This is a genomic window from Brevibacillus formosus (assembly GCF_003013405.1).
GTDB lineage: Bacteria > Bacillota > Bacilli > Brevibacillales > Brevibacillaceae > Brevibacillus > Brevibacillus formosus.
In genome coordinates this window covers 252,570-278,907 of the sequence record NZ_PXZL01000020.1, presented here as the reverse complement: position 1 = coordinate 278,907, position 26,338 = coordinate 252,570, and the positions used below count along the sequence as shown (strand labels likewise).

Annotated in this window: 13 protein-coding genes and 2 pseudogenes; all 15 read left to right on the top strand. The window is 42.8% G+C overall.

The window, feature by feature from the left end; translation table 11 throughout:
- Positions 1-32: 32 nt before the first annotated feature.
- Positions 33-149, top strand: a pseudogene (locus C7R91_RS29975) (RHS repeat-associated core domain-containing protein); the annotation flags it as partial.
- Positions 150-717: 568 nt separating this feature from the next.
- Positions 718-1,149, top strand: coding sequence for a hypothetical protein (locus tag C7R91_RS19260; protein ID WP_047071222.1), 432 nt, complete (start codon positions 718-720; stop codon positions 1,147-1,149).
- A 774-nt stretch (positions 1,150-1,923) separates the two neighbouring features.
- Positions 1,924-12,381: an Ig-like domain-containing protein gene (locus C7R91_RS19255; RefSeq protein WP_106786211.1), complete on the top strand. Its 10,458-nt coding sequence runs from the start codon at positions 1,924-1,926 to the stop codon at positions 12,379-12,381.
- A 16-nt stretch (positions 12,382-12,397) separates the two neighbouring features.
- The gene (locus C7R91_RS19250; RefSeq protein ID WP_047074952.1) at positions 12,398-13,387 is read left to right on the top strand and encodes an RCC1 domain-containing protein; all 990 of its coding nucleotides are present in this window, start codon (positions 12,398-12,400) and stop codon (positions 13,385-13,387) included.
- 68 nt (positions 13,388-13,455) lie between these two features.
- Complete coding sequence (locus C7R91_RS19245) at positions 13,456-18,864, top strand: RHS repeat-associated core domain-containing protein (RefSeq protein WP_255322449.1); 5,409 nt, start codon at positions 13,456-13,458, stop codon at positions 18,862-18,864.
- Between the two features lie 34 nt (positions 18,865-18,898).
- Positions 18,899-19,228: a hypothetical protein gene (locus C7R91_RS19240; protein WP_047072926.1), complete on the top strand. Its 330-nt coding sequence runs from the start codon at positions 18,899-18,901 to the stop codon at positions 19,226-19,228.
- Positions 19,229-19,610: 382 nt separating this feature from the next.
- Positions 19,611-20,567 (top strand): phage lytic cycle repressor MrpR family protein, encoded by a 957-nt coding sequence (locus tag C7R91_RS19235; RefSeq protein WP_047072925.1) that lies wholly within the window; start codon positions 19,611-19,613, stop codon positions 20,565-20,567.
- Positions 20,568-20,695: 128 nt separating this feature from the next.
- Positions 20,696-20,941, top strand: a complete 246-nt coding sequence (locus C7R91_RS29160; protein ID WP_141336877.1) for a hypothetical protein — start codon at positions 20,696-20,698, stop codon at positions 20,939-20,941.
- Between the two features lie 21 nt (positions 20,942-20,962).
- Positions 20,963-21,364, top strand: coding sequence for a hypothetical protein (locus tag C7R91_RS19230; RefSeq protein ID WP_047072924.1), 402 nt, complete (start codon positions 20,963-20,965; stop codon positions 21,362-21,364).
- 499 nt (positions 21,365-21,863) lie between these two features.
- Positions 21,864-22,106 (top strand): hypothetical protein, encoded by a 243-nt coding sequence (locus tag C7R91_RS19225; protein WP_047072923.1) that lies wholly within the window; start codon positions 21,864-21,866, stop codon positions 22,104-22,106.
- 33 nt (positions 22,107-22,139) lie between these two features.
- Positions 22,140-22,571, top strand: coding sequence for an Imm8 family immunity protein (locus C7R91_RS19220; RefSeq protein ID WP_047072921.1), 432 nt, complete (start codon positions 22,140-22,142; stop codon positions 22,569-22,571).
- A 186-nt stretch (positions 22,572-22,757) separates the two neighbouring features.
- Positions 22,758-22,920, top strand: a pseudogene (locus C7R91_RS29970) (RHS repeat-associated core domain-containing protein); the annotation flags it as partial.
- Between the two features lie 136 nt (positions 22,921-23,056).
- Positions 23,057-23,554: a hypothetical protein gene (locus tag C7R91_RS19215; RefSeq protein WP_047072920.1), complete on the top strand. Its 498-nt coding sequence runs from the start codon at positions 23,057-23,059 to the stop codon at positions 23,552-23,554.
- 454 nt (positions 23,555-24,008) lie between these two features.
- A complete protein-coding gene (locus C7R91_RS19210) occupies positions 24,009-24,542 on the top strand; it encodes a TlpA family protein disulfide reductase (RefSeq protein WP_047072916.1) in 534 nt (177 codons plus the stop codon).
- A complete protein-coding gene (locus C7R91_RS19205; protein WP_047072914.1) occupies positions 24,539-26,323 on the top strand; it encodes an ABC transporter ATP-binding protein in 1,785 nt (594 codons plus the stop codon). Before C7R91_RS19210 ends, C7R91_RS19205 begins: the two co-directional genes overlap by 4 nt.
- Positions 26,324-26,338: the final 15 nt, after the last annotated feature.

Genomic DNA, 26,338 nt, shown 5'->3' with positions numbered 1-26,338 from the left:
GTAGCAGAAATGTTGCCACCTAACCTTTATCCATTGACCGCTTTATCATGGAGGATACGTATAAAGGGCAAGTGGATAATCCGTTGACGTTGAATCGGTATACTTATACGCATAATAATCCATTAAGGTTTATAGATCCTTCTGGCAACCACTCCGTTGAGCACTATGGTGGAGGCGGTGGCGGGGGGAATGTAAGGTTTCCAAGCATTACAAACCCTAAAAGAGTGGAAGTGGAGTATAAGCCGAGAACAGTAAAGCTATCAACTTCTGAAGTCGATACATTGCGCTATAAAGCAATGCAAAAGTATTATGAGAGGCAACAAGTTAACACAAGGGGGATGGAGAAACCTGCCTCTGTTATTAATAATGGCAGAGCAACAATAGAAGCTGCTAAAGCTAACCCAAATGAATTTAATGGTAAGTCTGTAGATGAAGTTGCGAAAATGTTAAAAGCTCAAGGATATGACATCAAAATTGAAGCATCTACTAAATCACGTTCCGGGGCAATGATAATTAAAATTAGTAACACCGGGGGCGAGAGGAATATTACTCAGGTTCAAGTATCACCGGGTGGTGGTAGGCATGGAGAAAGTCCATATATAAAAATTAGTACTAGTGATCAAGGAACAATAAAGATTGTAAATGGTAGATTAGAGAATTATAAATCACAAGGCCCGGAGAAGAATACAACGATTATTTTTTCAGAGAGGTGATAAAATGATTAAATTAGACGCTCCGATACTCCCTTGGATTGGGATCGGGAATTTAAATCTTTATAGTCATATAAGTAATTTTTACCCTTTACTAAGTAAAGGAGAAGTAAAAGTAAAACTACTAGGTAAGTTTTTGGTTAGATACGAAGTAAATAATTCAATTGACCTCTGGTTCAATTTAATGAATGGAAAACTATTTAAATTAACAGCTTTGAGTAACTATACTGGGACTTTGTTTGAAAGTATAAAAATCGGAATGCACATCGACGAAGTATTAAAAATTGAACCTAGTTTTGAATATGATGAATTTGAAGAAGTGTATTGTAGTAATAAAGGTATATACATCGAGACTGACCCTACTAATGATTTGGTACTATGGATATCGGTATATATTAAAGAAATTGAAAATCAGGAATTTGAAAGTGGAAATTGGTAATAATCCTTAGCTGTCGCATCGGGTTTCTCAGTGCGGCAGTTTTGAAAAGGAAGCAAAGTCCAATTTCTTGAAAGAAGCACATCCTGCTTTTATTATTTACGGGGACTTAGAATTTCGACTCCGTAACAATAGGATAGAAACAGTAGGTAATTGCTCTTAATGATGAAACCATAAATATGCCAGATAACAACGGGATCAAAGATTTCCCAGGGAGAAATTCACTAATAATTATTAGATTAAGGTCATATAAACCGAGTATGGTATGGTAAATGGATAGTGTAATGTCCGATCACTATCAAGTTAACTATATAACGGACATAAGCGTTCATTGTGCTTTGATTTAGAAGAATCAGGGATTTTAACTAAGATCGGTATAGAAAAAAATTAAAGCAAATTCTTGATCGTTGTATCCCAACCGAGTTATCTACGCTCGTTTGGGGTTCTTTTTTGTCCGAAAAAGTAAATTTCGGAAACTATCTGCTTTTGAGAGCAAGACTGACCTGCAAGCCAAAAAACATACTCTAACTTGGAAATCACTTCTGCTAATCAGCAATATTGGCTGACTAGTAATTTGTTAGTCAAAACTTATTGGTAAGTTCCTATTGATCCAATATCAGGAATTCACTATAATTCAAAATGCTGTTTAGGTAAAATTTACATTTTTTATCTGCACTTATTTTTAGGAAGGAGATGAAGAGTAACTGGCTGGCTTGAAATATTTTTAAAAAGGAATGATACCAAAGCTCAACACAATTATGACAAGGAGTTACAGGAATGAACCCTAGATTCATCCGTATAATCAGTAGTTTCAATCTATTCCTACTGCTTGCTTTACTGTTTTTGCAACTTGTCCCAGAGCACGCTATCGCAAGCGCTAGTAGTAAAACGTATTTAATTGGTTTTAAAGAAAGCAAGAAAGCAAAAGTAAGGGCGATTCAAAGATCATCGGTCCAGCAACTTAGCACGAAAGTGTTGGTTGCTCAACTAACAGAGAGTGAAATGGAGGTAATGTCTCAGGACGAGAATGTAGCCTATATTGAGGAAGATAGTGAAATAGAGTTAGCAGAAACAAACAGAACAGAAAAGCAGGAAATTCCGTGGGGGATTGAGCACATAAGGGCAAATCAAGCTCACGAAAAAAATTACAAAGGCCAAAACATTAAAATTGGAATTATTGATACAGGTATATCCAATCATGAAGACCTCCAAGTAAAAGGAGGCATTTCCTATGTAGAAGGAAAATCAGATTTTGATGATGAGCACGGGCATGGGACTGCGGTAGCTGGTGTTATCGCTGGTAAAGATAATGATGTTGGGATTGTTGGTGTTGCACCAGAAGCTGAAATCTATGCCATTAGAGTCCTTGATGAAAAAGGTCACGGTACCTATTCCGGCATGATTCAGGGGATTGAATGGGCGATGCAGAATGACATGAACATCGTTTCCATTAGTGCCGGTGGTAGAATTGACAGTCAAGCGCTACACGACCAGATAAAAAGAGCGAATCAACAAGGGATACTGGTTATTGCAGCAGCAGGAAATAGGGGAATGGGTGAGGATACCCAGTTATATCCTGCGAAATATGCAGAGACATTGTCTGTCGGTGCGATAAATCAGGACAATCAACGGGCTGACTTTTCAAGTGTTGGCAGTGGGTTAGACCTGATGGCTCCTGGCGTTGATATTCTAAGTACGTCTCTCCATGGAGACTATGAGCAACGTTCAGGCACTTCTTTAGCAGCTCCTCACGTAACCGGTGCAGCAGCTGTTATTTGGTCAAAAAAGGGCGGAGCCACCAATCGCGAAGTACGTGATAGTTTAGTCGATAACGCAACACCTTTAGGGGAATCACGTTTTTACGGAAAAGGGCTTGTAAACCTAGAGAAAGCACTGGGACTAGGGGATGAAGACTCCGCTGAGATTACCTCACTGGAATCGACGCCGAACGAATTGCGTCTTTCCGAAGGTGAGAATTATCAACTGAAAATTACGGCGAACATGACAAATGGCAACACCAGAGATGTCAGCAAGGAAGTTACTTATACGAGCAAAGATGAAAAAATTGCTAGGGTGACACCTTCAGGTTTCGTCACAGGAAGTGGAATGGGAGATACGCAACTGATCGCTGAGTTGGGTGACAAAACGATTGAGATCCCGATAGTGGTGACGAAGAGAGCTCCTTTGACACCAATAGGTGGGCTCGACACTCCCGAAAAAGGCGAGTTAATCAGTGGTGCGTATACCATTAAAGGATGGCACCTCAATCCAGACGGAGTATCGAAAATCAGTATCCTGATTGATGGTACGAATGTGGGAGAGGCATCTTATGGCGACCCGAGACCAGACATTGAAGCGAAATATCCAGCTTATCAGAATAGCAATGCTGGATTTCACTATCAACTGGATACTCGAAATCTAACGGCCGGCACTCATAGCATTACCGTGGAAGTTCAAGATGCTAATGGACAACTATCCATTATAGAAGGAACGACATTTTATATTGGTAACATAGAGCCGTTGAATGGTCTGCATGCTGATGTGACCAAGCTGGAACTAACGAATGAAGGTTCCCATCAGTTGGTGGTATCTACTGTTTTAGCGGATAACACCCTGACGGACGTTACAAGTCTTGCAGGGTACGCTTCATCAGATGAAAGTGTCGTAACAGTAGACGCTACTGGGCTTGTAAAAGCAACGGGGTATGGAACGGCGATGGTGACCATTCGATATGAAGGTCAATCAATCACGATCCCCGTTACGATCAAAAAGGATGAGCCACTGATACCGCGTTGGGAGTTAGAGGCGCCAACAAGTAATTCCATGATGACAGGCGTCACACTCATCAAGGGCTGGTACCTAGATCCTTCAGGCGTTTCAAAGATAGAGGTTCATGTGGATGGAACAGTAGTGGGGGAGGCTTCTTATGGGCAGACCCGCCCTGATATTGAATTCTCGTATCCACAATATCAGAATGCTAGAGCTGGATTTGAGTACCCTTTAGACACAACACAGCTAATGGAAGGGCAGCATTCGATTAAGGTTACGGCTGTTAATAAAGACGGCGCTGAGCAAGTTCTGGCAGAGCGAGCTGTTTTCATTGGTCGTTCAGAACCGGCCACAAGTATTGTGGCAAATATAAGCAAGGTAGATGTAATACAAGGGAATACACAGCAATTATCTATTTCTGCTGTTTTACTGAATCAACAAACGAAAGATGTGACCAGAGAGGCTCAATATACGGTTGAGAATCCTACGATCATTAGTATTTCAGATAAAGGGATCGTTACGGGAATTGAAGTCGGTCAAACCAATATCATCGTGAAATACCAGGAACAAACACTTACGATCCCTGTTTGGGTCAAAGCAGCAGGGGGTCTGGCTCGGGGAGGCATTGACAGTCCCGCAGAAAATGCATTAATCAGCGGAGTTTACCCTGTCACAGGCTGGTTTATTGACACTAATGGTGTTGAAAAGATTGAAGTACTGGTCGATGGGGCCGTAAGTGGTGAAGCAACCTATGGCATTTCTCGTCCGGAAATAGAAATTATGGATGCTCCCAAACCGGATGGAAACGTAGGGTTCCACTACAATCTCGATACAGGGAAATTGCGAGAAGGCACACATACTCTTTCTGTTAGAGGAACAGGCAAGGGTGGAAATCAGGTAATGCTGGGGAACAGAACGATTCAAGTCGTTACCTTGCTACCAGCAATAGGATTAAGGGCAAACGTTACAGAGTTAATTATCCCTCAAGGAAAAACGCATCAATTTACTGTCATGGCGGTACTAGAGGATCAGAGCAGTCATGATGTAACCAAGTTGGCCCTATACAACATAGAGAATTCTTCTGTCGCAAAGGTGAGCACAGATGGCTTGGTCACGGCTCTGGCCCAAGGAAGCACGAGTCTCACTGTAAAATATGGGGATCAAAGTATCAGCATTCCTATTACCGTTACGGAAGCGGAAGCACTTAAAACCTTGGGAGAGATAGAAACGCCTGTAAATGGTGCTACTGTCAATGGCACCTATACGATTTCAGGATGGTTTTTACATCCCTCTGCTATCTCAGATTATCAGGTTGTCATTGACGGGATCGAACACGGGAAAGCAAAATCGGGCATTGCTCGACCTGATATTGCACTGCTTCATCCGGAATATACAAATACGCAAGCAGGATACAGCTATACCGTGGATCTGAGCGAACTGCAACCGGGTAATCATACCGTTTCTGTGATCGCAACAGATAGCGAAGGAAAGCAACATCCATTACCAGAAAGAAATTTCGTGATTGGAAAAATTGCTCCAGCGATCAGTCTGCAAAATACAGTACCAACTATTAGCGTAGCAAAAGACGCTATGCAGAAACTGCAGATTACCGCCAGTTTTGAAGGTCAACAATCAAAGGACATTACAGGGGAAGCTGTTTATACAGTCGAAGATCCGAATGTCGTTTATGTCAGTCCACTGGGAATCGTTACAGGGCTGAAAGTTGGAATGACAAAGATTCATGTGAATTACGGGAATCAGTCATTGGTAATTCCTGTTGTTGTCACAGAATCAGAATCAGGCTCGCTTGTTGCCAAAGGGCAAATGGATATCCCAAAAGAAGGCACAGTTATTGGTGGAACCACAACCGTACAGGGATGGATTCTGGACCCAAGCGGTGTGTCCAAAATCGAGGTTTTGGTGGATGGACAATTACAGGGAACTGCCGTATATGGCGGACCTCGTCCAGATATTTTAGCCATGTATCCACACTACCAGAATGCAAATGCTGGTTTTCAATATCTACTGGATACGTCCTTGTTTGCGGAAGGGAATCACAAACTAACCATAAAAGTAACGGATAAAGCGGGCGCGGAGAGTCTCCTGCTGGAGAGTAACATCATAATTGGTCCAGTTACGGGAATCACAGCCAATTATTCCGAAGTTACTTTAGAAAAAGACAAGAGCGTAGCATTCACGGTCGTTGCATCTTATCGAGATAAGAGTACCAAGGATGTAACAGGAGAAGTGACCTACACGATTGATAATCCATCTATCGCCAAAATAGATGCAACAGGACTACTAACAGGGCTCTCATCAGGAAGTACAGTTCTTACCGTGTCGTATGCTGGCATCGTGAAGCAATACCCTGTCACTGTAAAAGGCGACGTCTTGGTAACAGGGGGCGCCATTGACACCCCGCAAGATAACGAACTGATCAGTAGGAATTACAACATAACGGGATGGTTCGTTTCTTCTGGTGAAGTGGAGAAAATCGAGGTTTTGATGGATGGAGATAAGCTGGGCGAGGCGAAATATGGGCTTGAACGACCAGATATGAAGCGCAAATACCCAGATGCACCACATCTAAAGCCAGGTTTCTCCTATCTGTTGGAAGTTGACCAAATGCAAGTAGGGGAACACCAATTACAGGTGCTGGTCACAGAAAAAGACGGGAAGCAAACCAGTATAGAGAAGACAATCACGATTGTTGAACCCATACATGACACGTATGCTTTTTGGCTGCAATTTTCTAATCAGCAAGGACAGAACAACTGGTCTTATCAGGAGGTAAGCGGAGATCGCTTCACGGACTTGGAGTGGGACAAGGCTGCCGAGGAATGGAAGAGTAATCAAAACGAGACAGCCATCGGAAATACGTGGATAAAAGTCGGGAGCTCAGATCCAATCCTGAAATGGAAGGCGCCGCGTTCAGGACGAATTCACGTTAGCGGTTGGATTTCCAAAGTCCAAGTGGAAGAGGGAGACGGGGTCAACGTCCGATTACTGAAAAACGATGCTCAAATTTGGCCTTCCTCAGGCTGGCAATCGATTGACTTTAACGATGAGATTGGTGTGGAGCTTCAGGAGGAGCTTTCCATTGAAGAAGGAGACGCACTGATTTTTCAAGTCAACCAGAGAGAAAACAACGTTGGGGATCTTCTAAAATGGACACCTGAAATCACCTACATAACGACCGAGGTGAACGATAATTCTGCTCCCCAAGTTTATTTGATCTCACCAGTGGTAGGGAAGGCTGTCACTACTGTTAATTCAGAGGATGTCATCATCATATCAGGCATTGCGATGGATCCGAACATCGGAGACCAAGTTCATATTTGGTATCAGCTAGATGAAGAAGATCCTCATGAACTGACTCGTTTTACGGCGTCTGAGAGCGCAAATGAATTTTCGTACAACTTGCCCATCAGCAATTTGAAGCCAGATCATCTCTACTCACTTCGTGTCTGGGCAGTCGATCAGAAATCCAGTAAATCTCTCATCGAAAAAGTCGATATTAGCTTGGATATGAGAGCGCAAGCTGAAAAGGACCCGATAACCATTTCTGCGGATTGGAAATATCCGAAAGATCGAGCAGAAATACCAAAAGGGCAGTCGATTACGTTGGATTGGGACTACTACAACCGTAAAGGGTATCCAAGTTATATAGCCTCGCAAGAATTAATCATTTATATCAGCGAGGGCGGGCATGTCACTTCTGTAAAACGGGAGAAATTAACAGGTACAGCCCGTTCTTATGTATTTGATACAAGCTATATACAAAAAAACGCACTCATTGATGTGCGCCTAAAAGCGATAATGAAGAGCGATGCCCCGAAAATCCTTGAAGGCAGTACCGCTAAATTGGAGTTCTATCTATTAGCCACGAATCAAGCACCTGTAGTCGTAAATACAGAGCTTGTCATCATGGATAGTGGCCGAACAGGGTTAATTAATTATTCGCTTAGGGATAATGATGTTTCAGACAAAATCGTATCAACAAAATTAAGAGTGGGACTGACACCGGGCGGAAACGAGCTGGGTGAGAAAGAAGAGACGATTTCCGAATCGAGCCAAAATGGGAATGCGTCCGGCAGATATTTTTTCCCCATCACAAAAGAAATGTTGTATCAAACCGTTTACTGGACGGTTCAAGCTCAGGATAATCGCGGGGCATGGACTACACCAACGAATTACTCTTCCCGATTGGTAGATGCTCTCCCGAAGATCGTTATTTATACTCCCGGGGCAAAGAGAGTCATTGATATTGATGAGACCTTTACCTTGGAAGGGGTCTATACCCATCTTCAAGCAGGCGATGTCTTATCTGGAAGGATGAATCGCAACGATGGACCAAAAACCTTTGTTACCACTGGCAACTCAGGTCACTGGACCCTTAGCTGGAGGGGCAGGGATCTTGGAGAAGGCACCTATCCGAACATCGAAGTGTCCAATCGCGGCGGTTTTGTAGCGGTTTATCCCGGAAGCTTGACTATCGAGAAGAAACCAGATGCCCCTAACATTATTAAAGTAGAGGCAGAGACGAATTCTCTTAAAGTATTTTGGAGTCCTGTCGCAGGAGCAACAGACTACGGCATTCAAGTAGATGGCGGCGGGATCAAGCGGGTAGGCAACGTATCCACTCATACCATCACGGGCCTACAACCGGATCGCGTTTATACAATCATACTTTGGGCGTACAATTCATCCGGTACTAGCAGCTATAGCAGCAGCCCCTACACAGTCCAAACGAAACCGGCAGAAAGCAATTTTAATCTGTTGGTAGAGTATAACCCGGTACGAATGCATTTTCCTGTCAATCAGGCAAAATATTTTAAAATCACAGCAAAAACGAGCGGAGTTTATCAGTTCACGTTAAATAACGACTCGGGATTAGCGGCAGATGCAAATATATCTATTTATAAAGGGGCGAGCTTGCTGGATCATGAGGAGATCTCTTCAGGAAGTAATGGTAGAGTGAATCCAGTATTTGCTGCCGGAAAAACGTATTATGTGAAGATTATAGGAAAAAGTGCGTTTTACGCTACGCTTCTGGCAAAGCCAGGAGGCGAAGCCTTTGTTTTTAATCAGCCAAACGATATCACGATTCCAGATGGACAAACGGTAGAAATCGCCATGAATGCTATCATTCCTGGAAAGTATCGCATGGTTACGCAATTAAAAAATCCAAGTCAGAAGTATCCTGTTGTAACGGTCTATTCCAATGGGGTTCAAGTGTCACCGAGGGAGAAGCCAAGTGCAGCGGAGGTCATTTATGATTTGGCGCCAGGAGCCTATACGATTAAGCTGACAAATACAGAAAGTAATCAAGTCAATGTACTATTTACAGTTTTTGCTCCAGCGGCTGGGGGAACGGTTTACGAGTATGTATACGATCAAAACAATCGAATTAAGGCGATCAAAGAAAATGGAGTCGAAAGTGTCATTTTCTATCATGACGAGAACGGAAATATCACAAAAAGTGTAAAGCAAAACGCATCTACACCACAGAAAGCCAAAGCCTTGAGTCTCGATCTGGAGAAGGTGGATGTATCACCCGGTAACTCCAAATCGATCAAGGTCATGGCAACGTTGGACAACGGGAGTCAGGTGGATGTAAGCGCGCAGGCTGTATATGTCGTGGAAGATCCTTCGGTTGCCTATATCAACAAGGGGATTGTGTATGCGGTGAACGGCGGGACGACGAAGGCGAGGTTGTACTTCGGAGGGCAGTCGAAGACGTTAACCATTACGGTTGATGCACCTTCTGTTCATTTGACATCGATCAGCCTTGCACCAGGGCAGTCCACAATAACTGAGGGACAGATCCAACGCTTGTATGCATCTGCTTATTACTCAGACGGTAACAGCAAAGATATCAGCAGCGTTGCCAGCTTTGACACCTCAAATTCAGCTGTTGCGCAAGTGAGTAGCCAAGGTGTCGTAACGGGGATCAAAGCAGGAACAGCAACGATTACCGTTTCTTATGGTGGTAAAAACGCATCCAGCCAGATAACTGTTCAAGGGGCTACCATTCAGGAAATAAAAGGAACCCCAGTGCAAGTGTCGCTGGTTGCAGGTGGTACTCAACAGCTTAGTGTCACGGCTACTTACTCAAACGGGGCTGAAGAAAATATTTCAAGGCAAGCCGTTTATTCAAGTAGTAATGCCAATGTTGCATCTGTGGATAGTGGTGGACTGATAACAGCACTTTCGCCAGGAGCTACCCAAATCACGGTTAGCTACGGTGGGCAAAGTACGATCATTCCTGTTACGGTTTCAGGAAATGCTATCTCTCTTGTGTCTTTGGCTGTTACGCCAGCGACAGTGAGCATTGGCAAAGGAGCCAATCAGCAGTTGGAAGTGAAAGCGACCTACAGTGATAACAGCCAAACGATTGTAACGAATCAGGCGACTTATCAGAGTTCGCAACCTACTATTGCCAGTGTTGGAGCAAGTGGCTCCGTTACTGGAGTGGCGGTCGGATTAACTAATGTAACAGTATCTTTTGGTGGGAAAATCGTTACAATTCCTGTTCAGGTCACAGAACCTGTGCAGAGCTTGGCGGTTACACCAGTCAGTCTGAACATGTTAGTTGGGAAGACTCAGCTGCTACAAATAACAGCAACCTATAAGGATGGTAAGAAAATTGATGTTACAGGACAAGCACTCTACTTGTCAGGAGATGCTGCAGTAGTAACCGTTGATTCAAACGGGGTGGTTACGGCTGTTAAGGCAGGTAGTACAAACATCACCGTTTCCTTTGGGGGAGCGAGTGTGGCTGTGCCTATTTTTGTTACTGCTGAGAACGTAATTCAAAGCATCAAAGTGATACCAGAAAAGATAAGAATGCTAGAGAATGGAACAAAACATTTATTTGTAAAAGCAGTTTTTATGGACGGTACAGAAGTGGATATAACTAATAAAGCTTCGTATACATTTGAAGATCAAACGATTGCTTCTGTTACTACCGATGGACTATTAACCGGTTTAAAAGTGGGAAGTACCTCTATCACGATTGCTCATTCAGGAAAAACCATTAATACAATGGTACATGTAGTAAGCGTGGAAAGTAAGATAGCGCGCTTATCAGCAGGTGGAGCACACACGTTGATGGTGAAAGAAGACGGAAGTGTATGGGCATGGGGTCAAAATGAGAAAGGGCAGCTAGGAGATGGAACAATACAAACTCGGACGACTCCAGTAGAAAGCATGTTGGTGATTTCTGCTCAGCAACTAGTAGCCAGTCCAAGTACGATGTTGCTGCCAACGTCGCAAAGCAAGCCATTGCAAATCACGGCGACTTATGTCAATAACAGCACCCAAGATGTCACGACGCAATCGATGTATGAGAGCAGTAACCCTGCGGTTGCATCGGTAGATGCAGGAGGCGTGATAACCGCTGTATCGGTAGGAACAACGACCATTACAGTCAGCTACTATGGCAAAACGATCACAGTCCCTGTGGAAGTCAAGGAGACAGAAACAAAAGTCAATCGCTTGTCAGCAGGTGGAGCGCACACGTTGATGGTGAAAGAAGACGGAAGTGTATGGGCATGGGGTCAAAATGAGAAAGGGCAGCTAGGAGATGGAACAATACAAACTCGGACGACTCCAGTAGAAAGCATGTTGGTGATTTCTGCTCAGCAACTAGTAGCCAGTCCAAGTACGATGTTGCTGCCAACGTCGCAAAGCAAATCATTGCAAATCACGGCGACTTATGCCAATAACAGCACCCAAGATGTCACGACGCAATCGATGTATGAGAGCAGTAACCCTGCGGCTGCATCGGTAGATGCAGGAGGCGTGATAACCGCTGTATCGGTAGGAACAACGACCATTACAGTCAGCTACTATGACAAAACGATCACAGTCCCTGTGGAAGTCAAGGAGACAGAAACAAAAGTCAATCGCTTGTCAGCAGGTGGAGCACACACGTTGATGGTGAAAGAAGACGGAAGTGTATGGGCATGGGGTCAAAATGAGAAAGGGCAGCTAGGAGATGGAACAATACAAACTCGGACGACTCCAGTAGAAAGCATGTTGGTGATTTCTGCTCAGCAACTAGTAGCGAGTCCAAGTACGATGTTGCTGCCAACGTCGCAAAGCAAGCCATTGCAAATCACGGTGACTTATGCCAATAACAGCACCCAAGATGTCACGACGCAATCGATGTATAGGAGCAGTAACCCTACGGTTGCATCAGTAGATGCAGGAGGCGTGATAACCGCTGTATCGGTAGGAACAACGACCATTACAGTCAGTTACTATGACAAAACGATCACAGTCCCTGTGGAAGTCAAGGAGACAGAAACAAAAGTCAATCGCTTGTCAGCAGGTGGAGCACACACGTTGATGGTGAAAGAAGACGGAAGTGTATGGGCATGGGGCTACAATGAAAAAGGTCAACTTGGGATTAATAGCGTACAAAACAGCTTGGTTCCTGTTAAAACACATGAACATTAAAATGGAGTGAAGATAAATGGAAAAGAAAATAATAAAAATATCAAAAAAGATATGTAATGTTATCTTGGTTATTTTTACAGTACTTTTTTTATCTGAAGAGTCGGTTCTTGCTGCAGCAAATGCGGTAAGTAGTGCAGCAGGTGATCGATTTTCTTTAATTCTTAAGGGAGATGGGACAGTCTGGGCTTGGGGGAAAAACAATAATGGGCAATTAGGTGATGGGACAACTGAACAAAAAAATGTTCCTGTTCAGGTAAAAGGATTAACTGATGTAACAAGAATATCTGCAGGAGCAGATTATGGGTTAGCGTTACGTAATGATGGAACTGTTTGGAGTTGGGGATCTAATGGTTATGGTCAACTGGGGAATGATACCAGAATCGATAGTACTGCACCTGTACAAGTAGTTGGTCTTTCAGATGTAATTGAAATTGCCGCTGGGTACACTTTTGGACTTGCTTTAAAGAAAGATGGTACAGTGTGGATTTGGGGAGAAGGAAGTAATCTAATTAAAAGTACTAAACCAATTAAAGTTGATCCTTTAATAGATGTTAAGTCTATTGCAGCAGGAGGGAACCACGGTCTTGCGATAAAAAAAGATGGAACGGTTTGGGCTTGGGGGGATAATTCCATAGGTCAGTTAGGAATTAACAATACTTATAGTACTTCCTATCCAAATAAAGTGCTCAATCTCACCAATATTGTATCTGTGGCTGCTGGGTCTAAATTTAGCTTAGCTTTAGACGTAGATGGAAAGGTATACGCTTGGGGAGATAATTATCATGGACAGCTAGGCGATGGAACAAATATTCAACAGAATGTCCCAGTACATGTTCGGGATTTAAAAGATATTAAGGAAATCGCAAGTGGATCTTCTTCGCTTCATAGTTTAGCTTTAAGTACAGATGGAACAGTTTATGCTTGGGGATATAATGGTTATGGTCAACTGGGGAATGGTACATATACAAAAAGTAATCAACCCATAAAAATCACAACAATTCCATAATCACCTCATAGTTCAACGACTCCCCCCTTCTCCCAAAGGGGGGAGTAATAATCTCTCTTGGAGGCATTATGAAATTCCTGTCGATAAAGTCAATCTTGATCTTTTTGGTCTGCAGTGCTCTATTAACGACCATGATACCACCATCAAGTATCCTCGCGAATGATCTGTTACTGCCAAATTCGGATAATACACAAAGTATAGAAGCATCAACTCCAAACCAGACAATAGATGAAATCCAGCGATCCATCTCAGAGCAAAATCTCAACCCTTTACCAGAAAAAAGAGAAGCAAAAAATCCGGCATCATATAACGCCGAGGATATCGCTTCACTAACATGGACCCAACTGGATGCAAACACAGCAATCGAAATACACCAAACATTCGACCGAACCTTACTAAAATACGCTGCCTATTTCTATCCAGATCTATTGCAGCTGCTCACAATCGAAGAACAAGCAGAAGTCAAAGCTTTTTACAGTGACCAGCTTATTTCTCAATTCGATCATTTCAGTCAGGAAAATAAGGCCCTCTTAAATCGCCTTACTCCTCTCGTACAATCGAAAGTAAATGAACTCAAGAGTCTGGAAGAAACGCTCGACATTCAAGCAGTGAATACAACTCCTCCAGAAGTTCTCTACACAGAAAAAGATCAAGAGTTTCGCTTTGCTCGTTCAAAAACAGAGCAAGCCGTAGATGATGTATATCGAGCTGCGAACCTGGTCGAGCAAGATCTCTACTTGCCAGGAAAGCATGGACTGGATCTGGATATAAAGCGCAGATACCACTCCCTGAGCAGTAAAATCAGTGTACCAAGCTGGGACGATGATCTAGACAAGAATGAAGCCCTAACCAATGAGAAATTTGCAACCGGTTGGGATTTTAATATGCCAAGACTGGATGTCGTCACGCGGGAGCAGGCAGCCACGGTAAGGGACGACCCCTATAATCCAGGCCAGCAAATTTACTCCACCAACATAGACAAGAGTCCAACGGCGAATCGTTATTACATTAGCTTAGAGGACGGGACATCTTTAGAATATCGGTTCAACAAGTTTGTGAATTATCCGTATAAGGACATCATGTTCATCACTGACAAAGTGAATCAGAAGTACACGTTGTATTACCGTAATCTGAGATATGAATTTGATGTAAAGTCTGGAACGGTCGTCAAATCCAATATTTATGGGGACACGATCAAATACAACGTTAACAGCGACGGAGAGCCAGTCAGCATTGAAGACAGTGTCGGTCGTTATGTGGTGCTGAAACGAAAGCAAAACAACACAACGCAAGACTTGATTGTCTATAAAGATAAAACTGAGACTACTGTGCTCAAGCACATTCGCTACCACTTTGAACGAAAGTTCGCATTGAGAAGTTACGATCAGCTTGTTCGAGTAGAAGTCCTGCCGACAGCAGGTAGTGGAAGCGGTCCTTATACAGTAGCAAATTATTCCTATCATAATCCTACTACCAAGGGTATTGCTTATTTCAATTTGAACAAAGAATACACGCTGGACAAGCTCCCTACTGATCAAACTCTTCAAGATTCAGCAAAGTACTGGGAATCGGATACAAAGAAGCGTAAGGAAATCGATTACTTGCTTATGCAAGAGGTTTCCTATCCGTTGCAAGGATTAAAAATCAACTACGAATATCGTCCCTATCAACTAGGTCAAACTACGTTCAATGACGGTCTCGTACGGATTTTTCAGGACAAGTATGCACTGAGCTATGTAGCCTATCATCCGGTTAATAAAGTATCGTACAGCTATACGCAGAAAACGCCGAAAGGAACCAATACGTATAAGCTGGAAAAGAACTATGCCAATAACGACAACCTCCGCGAGATATGGAAGGTACCAAAGGAACAACTGCCTAGATTGAAGAATTTTGCGGAACGCCATGGGGATACCATCCACGTCACAGAATCTGAGGCATCCCGTTACACGAAGAATTCCATTTACAAGGTCAATCAAGACGGAAATCCGTTGCTGCGAAGCGAGAAGACAACAGGCGTGAGCAAAGGCGGAACGAATGTATCTGGCGCGAAGTATCGGGTCGAGTACAACCCAACTACGTACACAACCTATGCTTATTCCGGCCGGAATACAAGGCCGACGTATCAATACGTTTTCCTGGAACCGACATCGGCAGTGAGTGATCTGGATGTTTACAATTCCTACTTGAAAGACCCAAACCTTTCCAATCGCTCACGGTATGCGGCCAAGATCAACAATTACGCTCAAGAGACGTATTTGGAATATAACGATTACGGACAGCTGATCAAGCAGATTGCACCGGACGGGATTGTGAGTACATGGACGTATGATGCAGAGGGTGTAAATCCGTGGGGCTTCCGGACCTTCTCTGTGTTGAAGGCAGCCAGAACCCAATCTACCTCCGCTTCGGGCGATCCGTATTATTCGAATACGACATTCGAGTACAACAATCAATATTTGCTTCGGAAGGAAACGGAGATCAACTCGTTCCCTGCCAATTTGATCAATAATCACAAGAGCCAATCGATCGAACGGACATATGAGTACACCAATAACCAGCTCTACTCGATAACGGAGAACTTTGGCGGAGGAAAAACACGGACGCAGACCTTTACCGCCTATGATCAATATGGCGTTCAGCCAACACAAATCGCACTCGCAGGTGTTGAGCTGGAAAGCGGCAAATCGGATGTATTGAATTTTTCCTACGAAATCGATGACAAAGGCCAAATTAAAAGCCAGACCTATCCAAATGGAAGTAAGGCTACATACGATTACGATGAGTTAGGCCGACCGTTATCAGAGACTTTTCACAATCAAGGGGCAAAACGAACCATTTCGTATGTGTATCGGGACGGCGAAGCCTCTGGATCGAGTACAGATGGACCGGGCATCGTCGAGAAAATTGCACCGGATCAATCAAAACTCATCACTTACTACACCCCGTATGGAGATACCGCCTATCAAGAGCAGGTGGGCACGACAGGTGCGAAGCGTCCATTGGTCGAAAACGAGTTTACGCCAGATGGCATGGAGATTAGTCGCACGGTTCCTTACGGGAAGCAGGAGCAAAGCACCTCGTACCTGTATGACTGGGACGGTTTTGTGTACCAAACGACGAATTCCTTGGGAACCACCAAACACCATCGAAACAATGCGTACTCGGATGGAACAAGATACTTACCCCGTCTGACGGAACAAACGCTCTCTCCGAATGGCTATATCGCGACCACCTACCGCGATTTGTATGGAAAAGTGGAGAGCACTGAGGAGACGACCCAAAGCGGCAGTCACCATCGCGTGACGAACTACCAGACGGATCGATTTGGGAAAGTAACCAATAAAGAAATCTCGGACGGCAAGACTTCTCAAGCGTGGAGTATGCGCTTCGACCATAACGACAACCTGGTTTATTTGCAGGACCCGGAAAATAACGTAAATGTATACGGGTACGATGGGCTAGGCAATCTCACCAGTGTATTGGAGAATGGCACGACTACGGCAGAGTATACCTACAATAGTTTGGCATGGAAGCTCTCGGAGAAGAATCCAGAGACAAAAGCGGAGACGTACACCTACGACAAAAGCGGTCTTGTGAAGAGTTACAAGGATAAAAACGGTGTCACATTCAACTACGACTACACGCCTTTCAATGAGTTAAAGAAGGTTTCTTCCGGCGCTTCTTTCTATGAAGAGCGCGTGTATGATCCACAATCTGGCCTGCTTCTGAGTGAAAATAATCACACCGGAAACTCTATCAGCTATGGCTACGATGGATTCCATCGAAAGAATCGCCAAACGATGATGGGTAAGGACTACCAGCTTCTCTATTCTGACAACGACGATACGATAGATACACTCGTATACCCAGCAAGGGGGGCGGTATCTGGTTCAGCCCCATCTCTAAGTGTCGGATACACCTATGACAACGCAAACCGATTAAATTCAGTGACGATCCCCGGAGTCGGAACGACCACGTACACGTACGATATCAGTAACTCAGGAGAAACCAATGCTGTATCGTATCCGGGACAACCGAAAGCGATGCAGCAATCGGTCAGCTCGTTTGGTGAAAAAACAGCCTTGAATCACGCAGACGGCTGGAATGAGACAAATGGCTATGATATTTTTGGGAATATCACCAGTCAAAAGCGCTCCGGCACGAATTATGCATTGTTTGTATACGACAAGCTTTCCCGAATCAAGGAAGAATCGGTCGAGGGTAACGTCAAGCAATACGCTTATGATAAGCGCGGCAATCGTCAAGTGTATGCAAATGCCCCGGCAAATATCTTGGGCTCCTATGAAATGAAGCACGATTTGTTTAATCGTTTGCAGGAGTACAAGGACGAGAAAGGGACAACGACGTACACGTATTATCCAGGTGGATTGCGGGCGACGAAGCAACAGACTGGCAGCGTGACCGACACGACCCATTACGTTTACCTGAATGGGCAAGTGATTGAAGAGCTAACGCAGGATGGCAGGGTCAAAGCGCGGAATGTGTTTGGTAACCAGTTGATTTGGCGAAAAGACTATGCGTCGAATCTTGAAGGCAATTACTATTACAATAGCCACGGTGATGTTGTCAAAATCAAGGCTCCCAATGGTAATGTTCTGAACACGTATGACTATGATATTTGGGGTAACTTGATCACGGATAAGGTCAAGGAGACGATTTCCAACCCGTTTATGTATGCGGGGGAGATGTTCGATAAAGAGAGCGGGTTTTACTACCTGCGTGCCCGGTATTATGATCCGAAGATCGGGCGGTTTATCTCGGAGGATACGTATAAGGGGCAAGTGGATAATCCGTTGTCGTTGAACAGGTATACGTATGTGCATAATAATCCGCAGAAATATGTTGATCCTAGTGGGCACCAAGTTGAAAGAGGAGTTGGAGGATTCGAGGGCTATTCATCACAAAAAGCAGAGTACATGCATTGGGCAGGAGTTGCTGCAAAGAAGGCATACGAACAGGGGATAGAGCCAGAAGATGCAGTAAGAATGTATGTACCAACGCATTTACAGGAGGAAGTTCTTTCGACAGCTGTCGTAACATTTAATACTGCGGTTTGGGTGAATCATGGGGATGCTCCCAACTTGGGATTGGCAACGCCTGCAGTTGGGGTGGTGGCAGCTGGGACGATAAAAAATACTGGGAAGAGTGTAACTAAGGCGACAAGTAAATTTACAGAACCTTGGATTCAAAAGGATACCTATAAATATATCACTGACAAATTTGGTAAGAATGCTGCACAAAAGTTTGTTGATGCGATGGAAAATGGGGTAGTGGGGCCGAAGGGACAAGAAGGAATAAAGCAACTATCAAAAGTAGAAAAGAAAAATGGTGTAATATATACTCACGAAATTAAAGTTCTTGATAATGAATTAGGTGATTACAGAATTTACGGGCGCTTTGATAAAGATCGAGGACAGTATATCTTTGATTGGTTTGGCAAAGGAAAGCACTAATTTAATTAAACTGTAAATAGAAAGGATAGGTGTTATGAATAGTAGTGAGCTTAGATTTTGGATCAATAAAAACGAAGTAGAGAAGAGAACGATTCAAGGGTTCAGAGATGTGGTTGATAATTTTATCAAAGATAATCCTTCTAGGATCATAGAGTATTTTGGAGAAAATTTTGATATGAATTTATTAATGATAAGTATGTACAAAGTTTCTTTTACGATAGGAAACTGGCCAGAAAGTGATTTTAACTATATTACTTCTTTTGCGAGAATTGAGTATAAGAATAAAGATATGGGAGTTTATAAATTAGTCTTTAATTTAGATGGAGAAATTGAAGATGACTATTGGGTTTCCGATGATAATTAATTTTAAAAAGTAATAATAAGTAGAACCTTTTCCCCATTCGAGCCACAAACTCGTCTGGGGTTTCTTTAAGTTCGTAGCACCCTAAGAGAACTGATCGGAGGGTGAAACTCTCCGAGAACAGCGAAGAGAGATTCCCTCCTTTAACTCGCACGTAATCATGTTAAACGAGGAGTAGCGGGAAGCGGATTTTAAAAGTAGCGAGTAATTTACTTGGCTTGTATTCTACCCCAAACGAGTAGTTTACGCTCGTTTGGGGTTCTTTAATTTTTCCTAAAGAAGCAAAAACTCTTGCTTTAAGATGAAAATTTATAGTAATATCAATTCAAGGAAATCAAACTATAAATTTATAGTATGCCTGCTTTATCAAGAAAGGTGTGTAACCATGTTTAACCCCGAAACAAAAACAGCCTTTCTTCAAGGATATAAAGAAAATACCCAAAAAGCTTATTCAAGAGTCTTCAACCTGACAATGAAGTTCGAAGTGGAGAAAGATAAGGATTTGCTCCACTTTACATTGGATGAGATTGAAACTGCCCTGCACAGCTTCCATGCTTCTACAGGAGACTCTCTCAATACGGCTGGGAGAACGATATCTGCTTACTTGAATTGGGCAAGGGCAGAGGGGCTTAGAGAGGACACCAATCCACTAGAGTCCGTTTCAAAAGAATGGTTTAAGAACATGGTAGTGAACACCCATAAACAATTTATTACGAAGCAAGAAATCGATGCAATCATTGACCAATGTAATAACGATCAGGATTCTGTGATTCTCTCCCTATTATTTGAAGGTGCTGGTGGAAAAGAGGTAAGTGAACTACGCAATCTAAAACGCGAACAAGTCAATGATGAGAAACGAACATTGATATTGATTAACGATAAAGAAGAAACAAGAGAAATTCCAATATCCGAGCAGTGTCTGAAATTGATAGATGGCGCAATCAAGCAAAAGGATTACCTCAAAGGGAATGGGGAGATGAGACGAGATCATCTCAAAGAAACAAGTGAATTAATTGAAACAGGCTATGTAATCAGGCCAGCCAAGACAAGAAATGTTCATATGGAACAAGTCAGTCCTCATCTGATTTATGGGAGATTACATGCATTAGAAGAATACTTTGGTTTGGATAATCTACGAGTGAAAACGATTCAACGTAGCGGGATGATCTGGATGGGAAAACAACTGCTAGAACGTGATTGCGAACTCGGAAAAGAGCAGTATTATGCGATATGTGAACGGTTCGGCGTAAGCAAGGTAATGAATGGCAACAAGCTAGAGTATTTGTGGTGGGGATTAAAAGACTTCGTAAATCCAGATATGATTGCTGCATTGTACGAGTAACGGACCTAGAGGATGTAAGTCCTCTGGGGAAACAAGATAAAACTAAAAATTTATTGTAAACAAAAAGTGGCCCAACATGCGGGCACACTTTTGATGAACATGGTTCAAAAAGTGACAGGGCACGTGGTATGGGGCATCAAATAGATAAGTTTTTGGATAATCAATCCACAGCAGACTTTTTGGCTGATGTGTCTAAAAATGGTTCTGGTGTCTACGACTTGCCTTTACCATCGCACATAAAAGGACGAGCATCCTTACCTGATGGTACTGAACTTACTCTAGATAGATTTAAAGTTGTTATAAAAGAAGATGGCTCAATAAAAACAGCTTATCCTTATAATAGTGACTATCCTACTTCGAAACCCAAACGTTAAGATAATTATATTGGAGGAAATATGGAAAATAATTACCCTAAATATGTTACAAGAGAAGTAATGTATGCACTTGCGGAGAAACTCAACTTACCTGAACCCGACGAATTTAGTCAAGACTGGCAATACGAAGTAGCCAACACATCAAGAATCGATGAGTTTCTTTTCTTCTACGAAAATGGACAGTTAGAATGTGATGAGAAGTTTGTATTGATGATCGTTGTCATTTCTTCCTTCAACGACTTATTAAGCGAGAAAGAAATGGAGTTTACGATTTGGGAACAAATCAGACGTAATCTTGTGAGGGATAGTGAGATTCACATGAATACAATCCTGTATTGGTCAAGGTTAGAAGAAGAGGTGGAAGATAGCTGGGAGATAACCCCGTATATGAGAGAGGTCTTAAACTTGGTGAACTTACAATAATAAAGCACATCATCTAAACCGGGTGACAAGAACATAAGATACCTGTGATTGGAAAATATTACTTCCTTTAAAGACCTTGAGGTACGCCCTCAAGGTCTTTCTTTTAAATCTCACCCAGTGCCGAATAAATCGGACGGCTCAATTCAACAGGACTTAATTCTCGTCATCCCCGTATCAACTTTTTGCCAAAATCGTGTGCGTACAGCAATATTCTTGAATTTTATACTCTAATTTGCATTGCCGTTCTCCCTCTTAACACGGCCAAAATCCCCAGATATCTCCACGTTTCATGCAAAAAACCTTACCTTTGCTTTCTTGTGGTTTTCTCAGATAAAATGCCTTCCGCAACTATTTAGCAATATGCTCCGATAGTTATAGCAGAAAGACAATCTGGTGACGACCAGTTTACATCTACAGGTAACGTATTGCTCAGACTAGCGGCCTTCCTGACTCCACAACCTCCCCACGGGGTACTACAATCAAAAGGAAGGGATACCAAATGAAGACAAGAACACCTGATTTCTGGCTGATACTGCGTAAGAGTTTGTCCGTCCCCAATATAGAACTTAAAGTAAAAAGTTATATTTGGTATTACAGTGAAAATGGTACAAAACGAGTAAGGGTTATGAATAAAAAAGGGAAGAATGATGCATTAGAGGCGAATTTTGAGACTTTTAAAGATCCTTGGCAATGGGAGAAAGAAGGAAATAGAAAAACCAATTATCACGTTGAAATAAAGTGAAGAATAATATCAGCTACTAATGAGGTGGGAATCTTGGTTAAGCCGATTTTAAAAGATCTTATTATTAATGGAAACCCTAGTATTTACGGTAAATTGCAGTTTTTAGAAACGGAAGACATTGGTGATGATTTTCATTTATCGGGTACGGCATGTATCGGTACAGAAGATTCTATTGGGGAGGATAATTTTGATTTTACAATTATAACTCCAAAAGCTTTAGAAAGAGAATTAAAAAGCGATAGCAAAATAATTTTGGGCATGAGGTATTTTATTGTAAATAAATTAGACTTTGAGTTGATAACTGAAACTATTAATGAAATTCTATTAAAGCATGAGCGGGAAACTTGGAACGAAGTAGCCGAATCCCTCAGTCCATATTTTCTTTGGGAGTATACTGATTCTATTCATTTGGATAAAGATGTATTCTTCGAAATGATTGATAAACATGTGAACAAGGATAGATGATTTAGTTTTTCAAGATCAAACTATGAATTTTCTTTATGGACCCCAACGAGCAATCAAGGCTCGTTGGGGGTTCTTTTTGTTGATATTACTTTATGGATGTACATAACAACTCATGGACGACATTTTGAATTGGTATTAACCCCAGATTAATTTGGAGAGAGCTAGTAATATATAATTAAAATTTATGATAGGGAGAGCGGATTTTTTATTTATTTGCCTAGTATTATAATCCCAAATCGGGTAGTTTATCTCGGAGGATATGTATAAGGGGCAAGTGGATAATCCGCTGACGTTGAATCGGTATACTTATGTGCATAACAATCCGATAAGATTCATAGACCCGACAGGGCGTTGGTGTATCTAAAGATGGAAAGTGGGCACATCCTGGTGGATGCAACAATAATGAGAATTACAAGGAGAAAAAATGGAGTGCAAATGACGGACATCCATTTATATATTGCTCCATAATAAGGGGATATTTAACTATGAATCGTTATTACCTTAATAACTTCTATATTGGTAAGATTTCATTCGAGGAAAGGATAAAAGTGATGCTCTCCTTTCTTAATCAAGGAGATATTTTTCTGTTCTTTCACACTAAGGACCACTTTGAAAAGCATTGTACTCCTCAAGAGAAAGAATTTATAGGTCCAAGAATTAGGTTTATTAATAATGAGTGGGTTTTTCCTTGGGGAACTCAACCCTTACAAAACAATTCACTTGTCTGGTATGAAATAAATGATTCTAATGAGGTGGAGGAATCATTAGGGATAAATAATTTATTTACATGTTTAGTCATTCAGAAAAACGATGAGTTTATGAATCACGGGTATGTACTTAGTTTAAGAGAAAGTGTTGATTCATTTGTGCTGATAATTGATGAGAAACGGAAAGGAGATTTTATGGGGCGGGTATTTCCTAAAATTAAATGTTATTTTACGGAAGAAGTGAAACTCGCCCCAATAGAAAAGATATATCCATAAAATCAATCGTTGTTATTACCTTGTTCGAAATTGGAGAATAAAGTTTAAAATGAATGCCTGACCTTAAGTACAATAGTTCTTGAGGTCTTTTTTTACCCTTCGGGACAATGTTGATGGTCTGCTAGTTTAGAGAGAAATTATTTGATTCTTGTTGGGTAACGAGGACGATACTGCTAGACCAGATTTAATTGCGTTGATATCGAAGTAAACTACCTAGCAGCCCTAATTATCGTCCTTACTGGCCCGCAGGGGCTGTTTTGTTTATCTAGTCTATAAGTATACCTGAGCAAGCCTCAATCACTGTTTAACCTCTCAATCACCAAAATCTTTTCTACCAACAGACTTCCCTGAACCATAAAACAATGACAAAACTAGAATATTATGGTATTTTCTCTGTAAAAATATGTTACGCCTCGCGTATTATCTCGAGTCACACGAAAGGAGATCGATAGATTTGCTCATAGCCATAAACATGATCTTTCTACTTATCTTTGCCTTCTTACTGGCAAAACTCCTCACCCTACTAAAACAAACCCAGAGACAGGTCCATCACTTCCACCCATTCATCCCAGAAACCGGACCAGCAATCGGCACCAAACTACAATCTCTACCTTTCCTCACGCTAAACGGTCAAGAACAACAACTAAACCACTTGCCCCGTCCACTGATCATAAACTTCACCCATACGGGCTGCGGGCACTGTGCCAATCATGTGCACGAACTATTATCCGAGGGAAGTGTACTCACAGATGCATCCGTTATCATCTCAACAGAATCCGAGCACATATCCACTTCCCAATGGCTAAAAGAAAACAACATATCCGGCATCCCTGTCTTGATCGGCAACGAACCCATGCTGGAAGCATACAAAATCAACCATTTCCCAAGTGTTTTTGTGATCGATGAGCAGGACGTCATTCGTGCCAAGCCGATAACCGCCGTGGAAACCAAAAAGAAGCTCCTGGCGCTAGCAGGTGAACCAGCATGACTCGCTCCTATTTTGCAAAAACCGTTCGATTGATTTGGGCACATGGCAAGCTATGGCTCATTTGTTCCATTGCTCTCAGAATGATCCTGGCATTTTCCCCGTTGGCTACGATCTGGATCATGAAAGAAATGGTAAATGAGGTTACAGCCATTGCGCTGGACCACACGGATGATTACCAGCCATTGCTTTGGCTGCTTGCTGGACTGTTTTCCGTGACGCTGGTGACGAATGCGTTGGAAACGGTCTTGCGTGTTCTCGATGCCCATACGGAGCAACGACTGGAATATCATTTGGAGCATTTGGTAGCAAAGAAAGCAGCATCTGTTCCGCTCTCCTATTTCGATGATCCGGAATTTTACAATCATCACCACCGCATTCGGGCAGAGGCAATGGGGGAACGCTTTCTGGACCCTGTGGAAAGGGTATTGGATCTGGGTAAAAATCTGATTACTCTGATTTCATATGCGGTGTTTTTGCTTAGCATTCACTGGGGATTAGCTGTGATGAGCTTGCTGGCCGTGATTCCACTTTTAATCGTCCAAATTAAATTTGGTATGTCGGAATACTTTCTCGCAAGGCTACAGACGCCAGAGATTCGCGAAGCCTCCTACATTAGCTCGATCCTGAATGAGCGTGACAGCTCCAAAGAGGTCCGACTGTTTCAGCTAAAGGACTTTTTGCTAGGCAGATGGTCTCGTCTGTATTTGAAAAATATGAAAGAGGTACTTCGTCTGCTTCACCGCAGAGAAAAAGCACTGATTCTCTCAGGGATTTTTACCTCCTCGATGTATATTGGCTGCTTGGGATTGGTTGTATCGCTGCTTCGTGCGAGCGCCCTGAGGGTAGGGGATTTTGTAGCGATTGCACAAGCGGTACAGAATACGCAGCAGCTGCTTTCGTTAATGACCTTTAACCTCGCACATATCGTCAACAGATGCTTGTACATCGCTGATCTGTTTGACTTTCTGGAATATGAGGATAAAACGATTCCGCAGCTCACTGGCAGAGCGGAGTTTCCCACCAAGCTGCAATCTGGTATTACGTTTGATCGGGTTTCGTTTTGCTATCCCAAAATGGAGCGCAATGTGATCAATGAAGTTTCCTTTACGATCAAGCCGGGGGAGCGTATTGCGATTGTCGGCGATAATGGCTCTGGAAAAACGACGCTAGTCAAGTGCCTGATGGGGCTTTATCCGATCCATTCGGGGAATATTCTGTTCGACAATCAGTCGATTCATGAGCTCGATATTTCCGACCTGCAACGAAATATCACGGTCATTTTCCAAGACTTCATTCGTTACAATTTCACTGCTGGAGAGAACATCACCATTGGGAGAGTAACGCAGGAAGTCAATCCCGCCCAAATGAGGCAAGTAGCGGTTGAAACTGGTGCAGATACCTTTATTCGTCGGCTCCCCAGTGGATATGATACGATTTTGGGTCGGACGCTACAGGATGGCGAAGACCTGTCAGGCGGACAGTGGCAGAAGATCGCGTTGGCGCGGGCTTTGTACAGAAGAGGCGAGATATTTATTCTGGACGAGCCTACAGCGGCACTTGATCCGCAGGCAGAGCTGGAAGTATTTCAGCAGTTTGATGCCCTCACACAGAACAAGACGGCGATTTTTATTTCCCATCGGATGGCAGCAGCACGAATGGCGGATCGGATTTTTGTCATGAAGCAGGGTCAGCTGATCGAAGTAGGGCATCATGATGAGCTAATGGATGCAAACGGAGAATATTCGCGCATGTACCGCATGCAGGCGAAATGGTTCGCGTAACGAAGGAGGGATGTT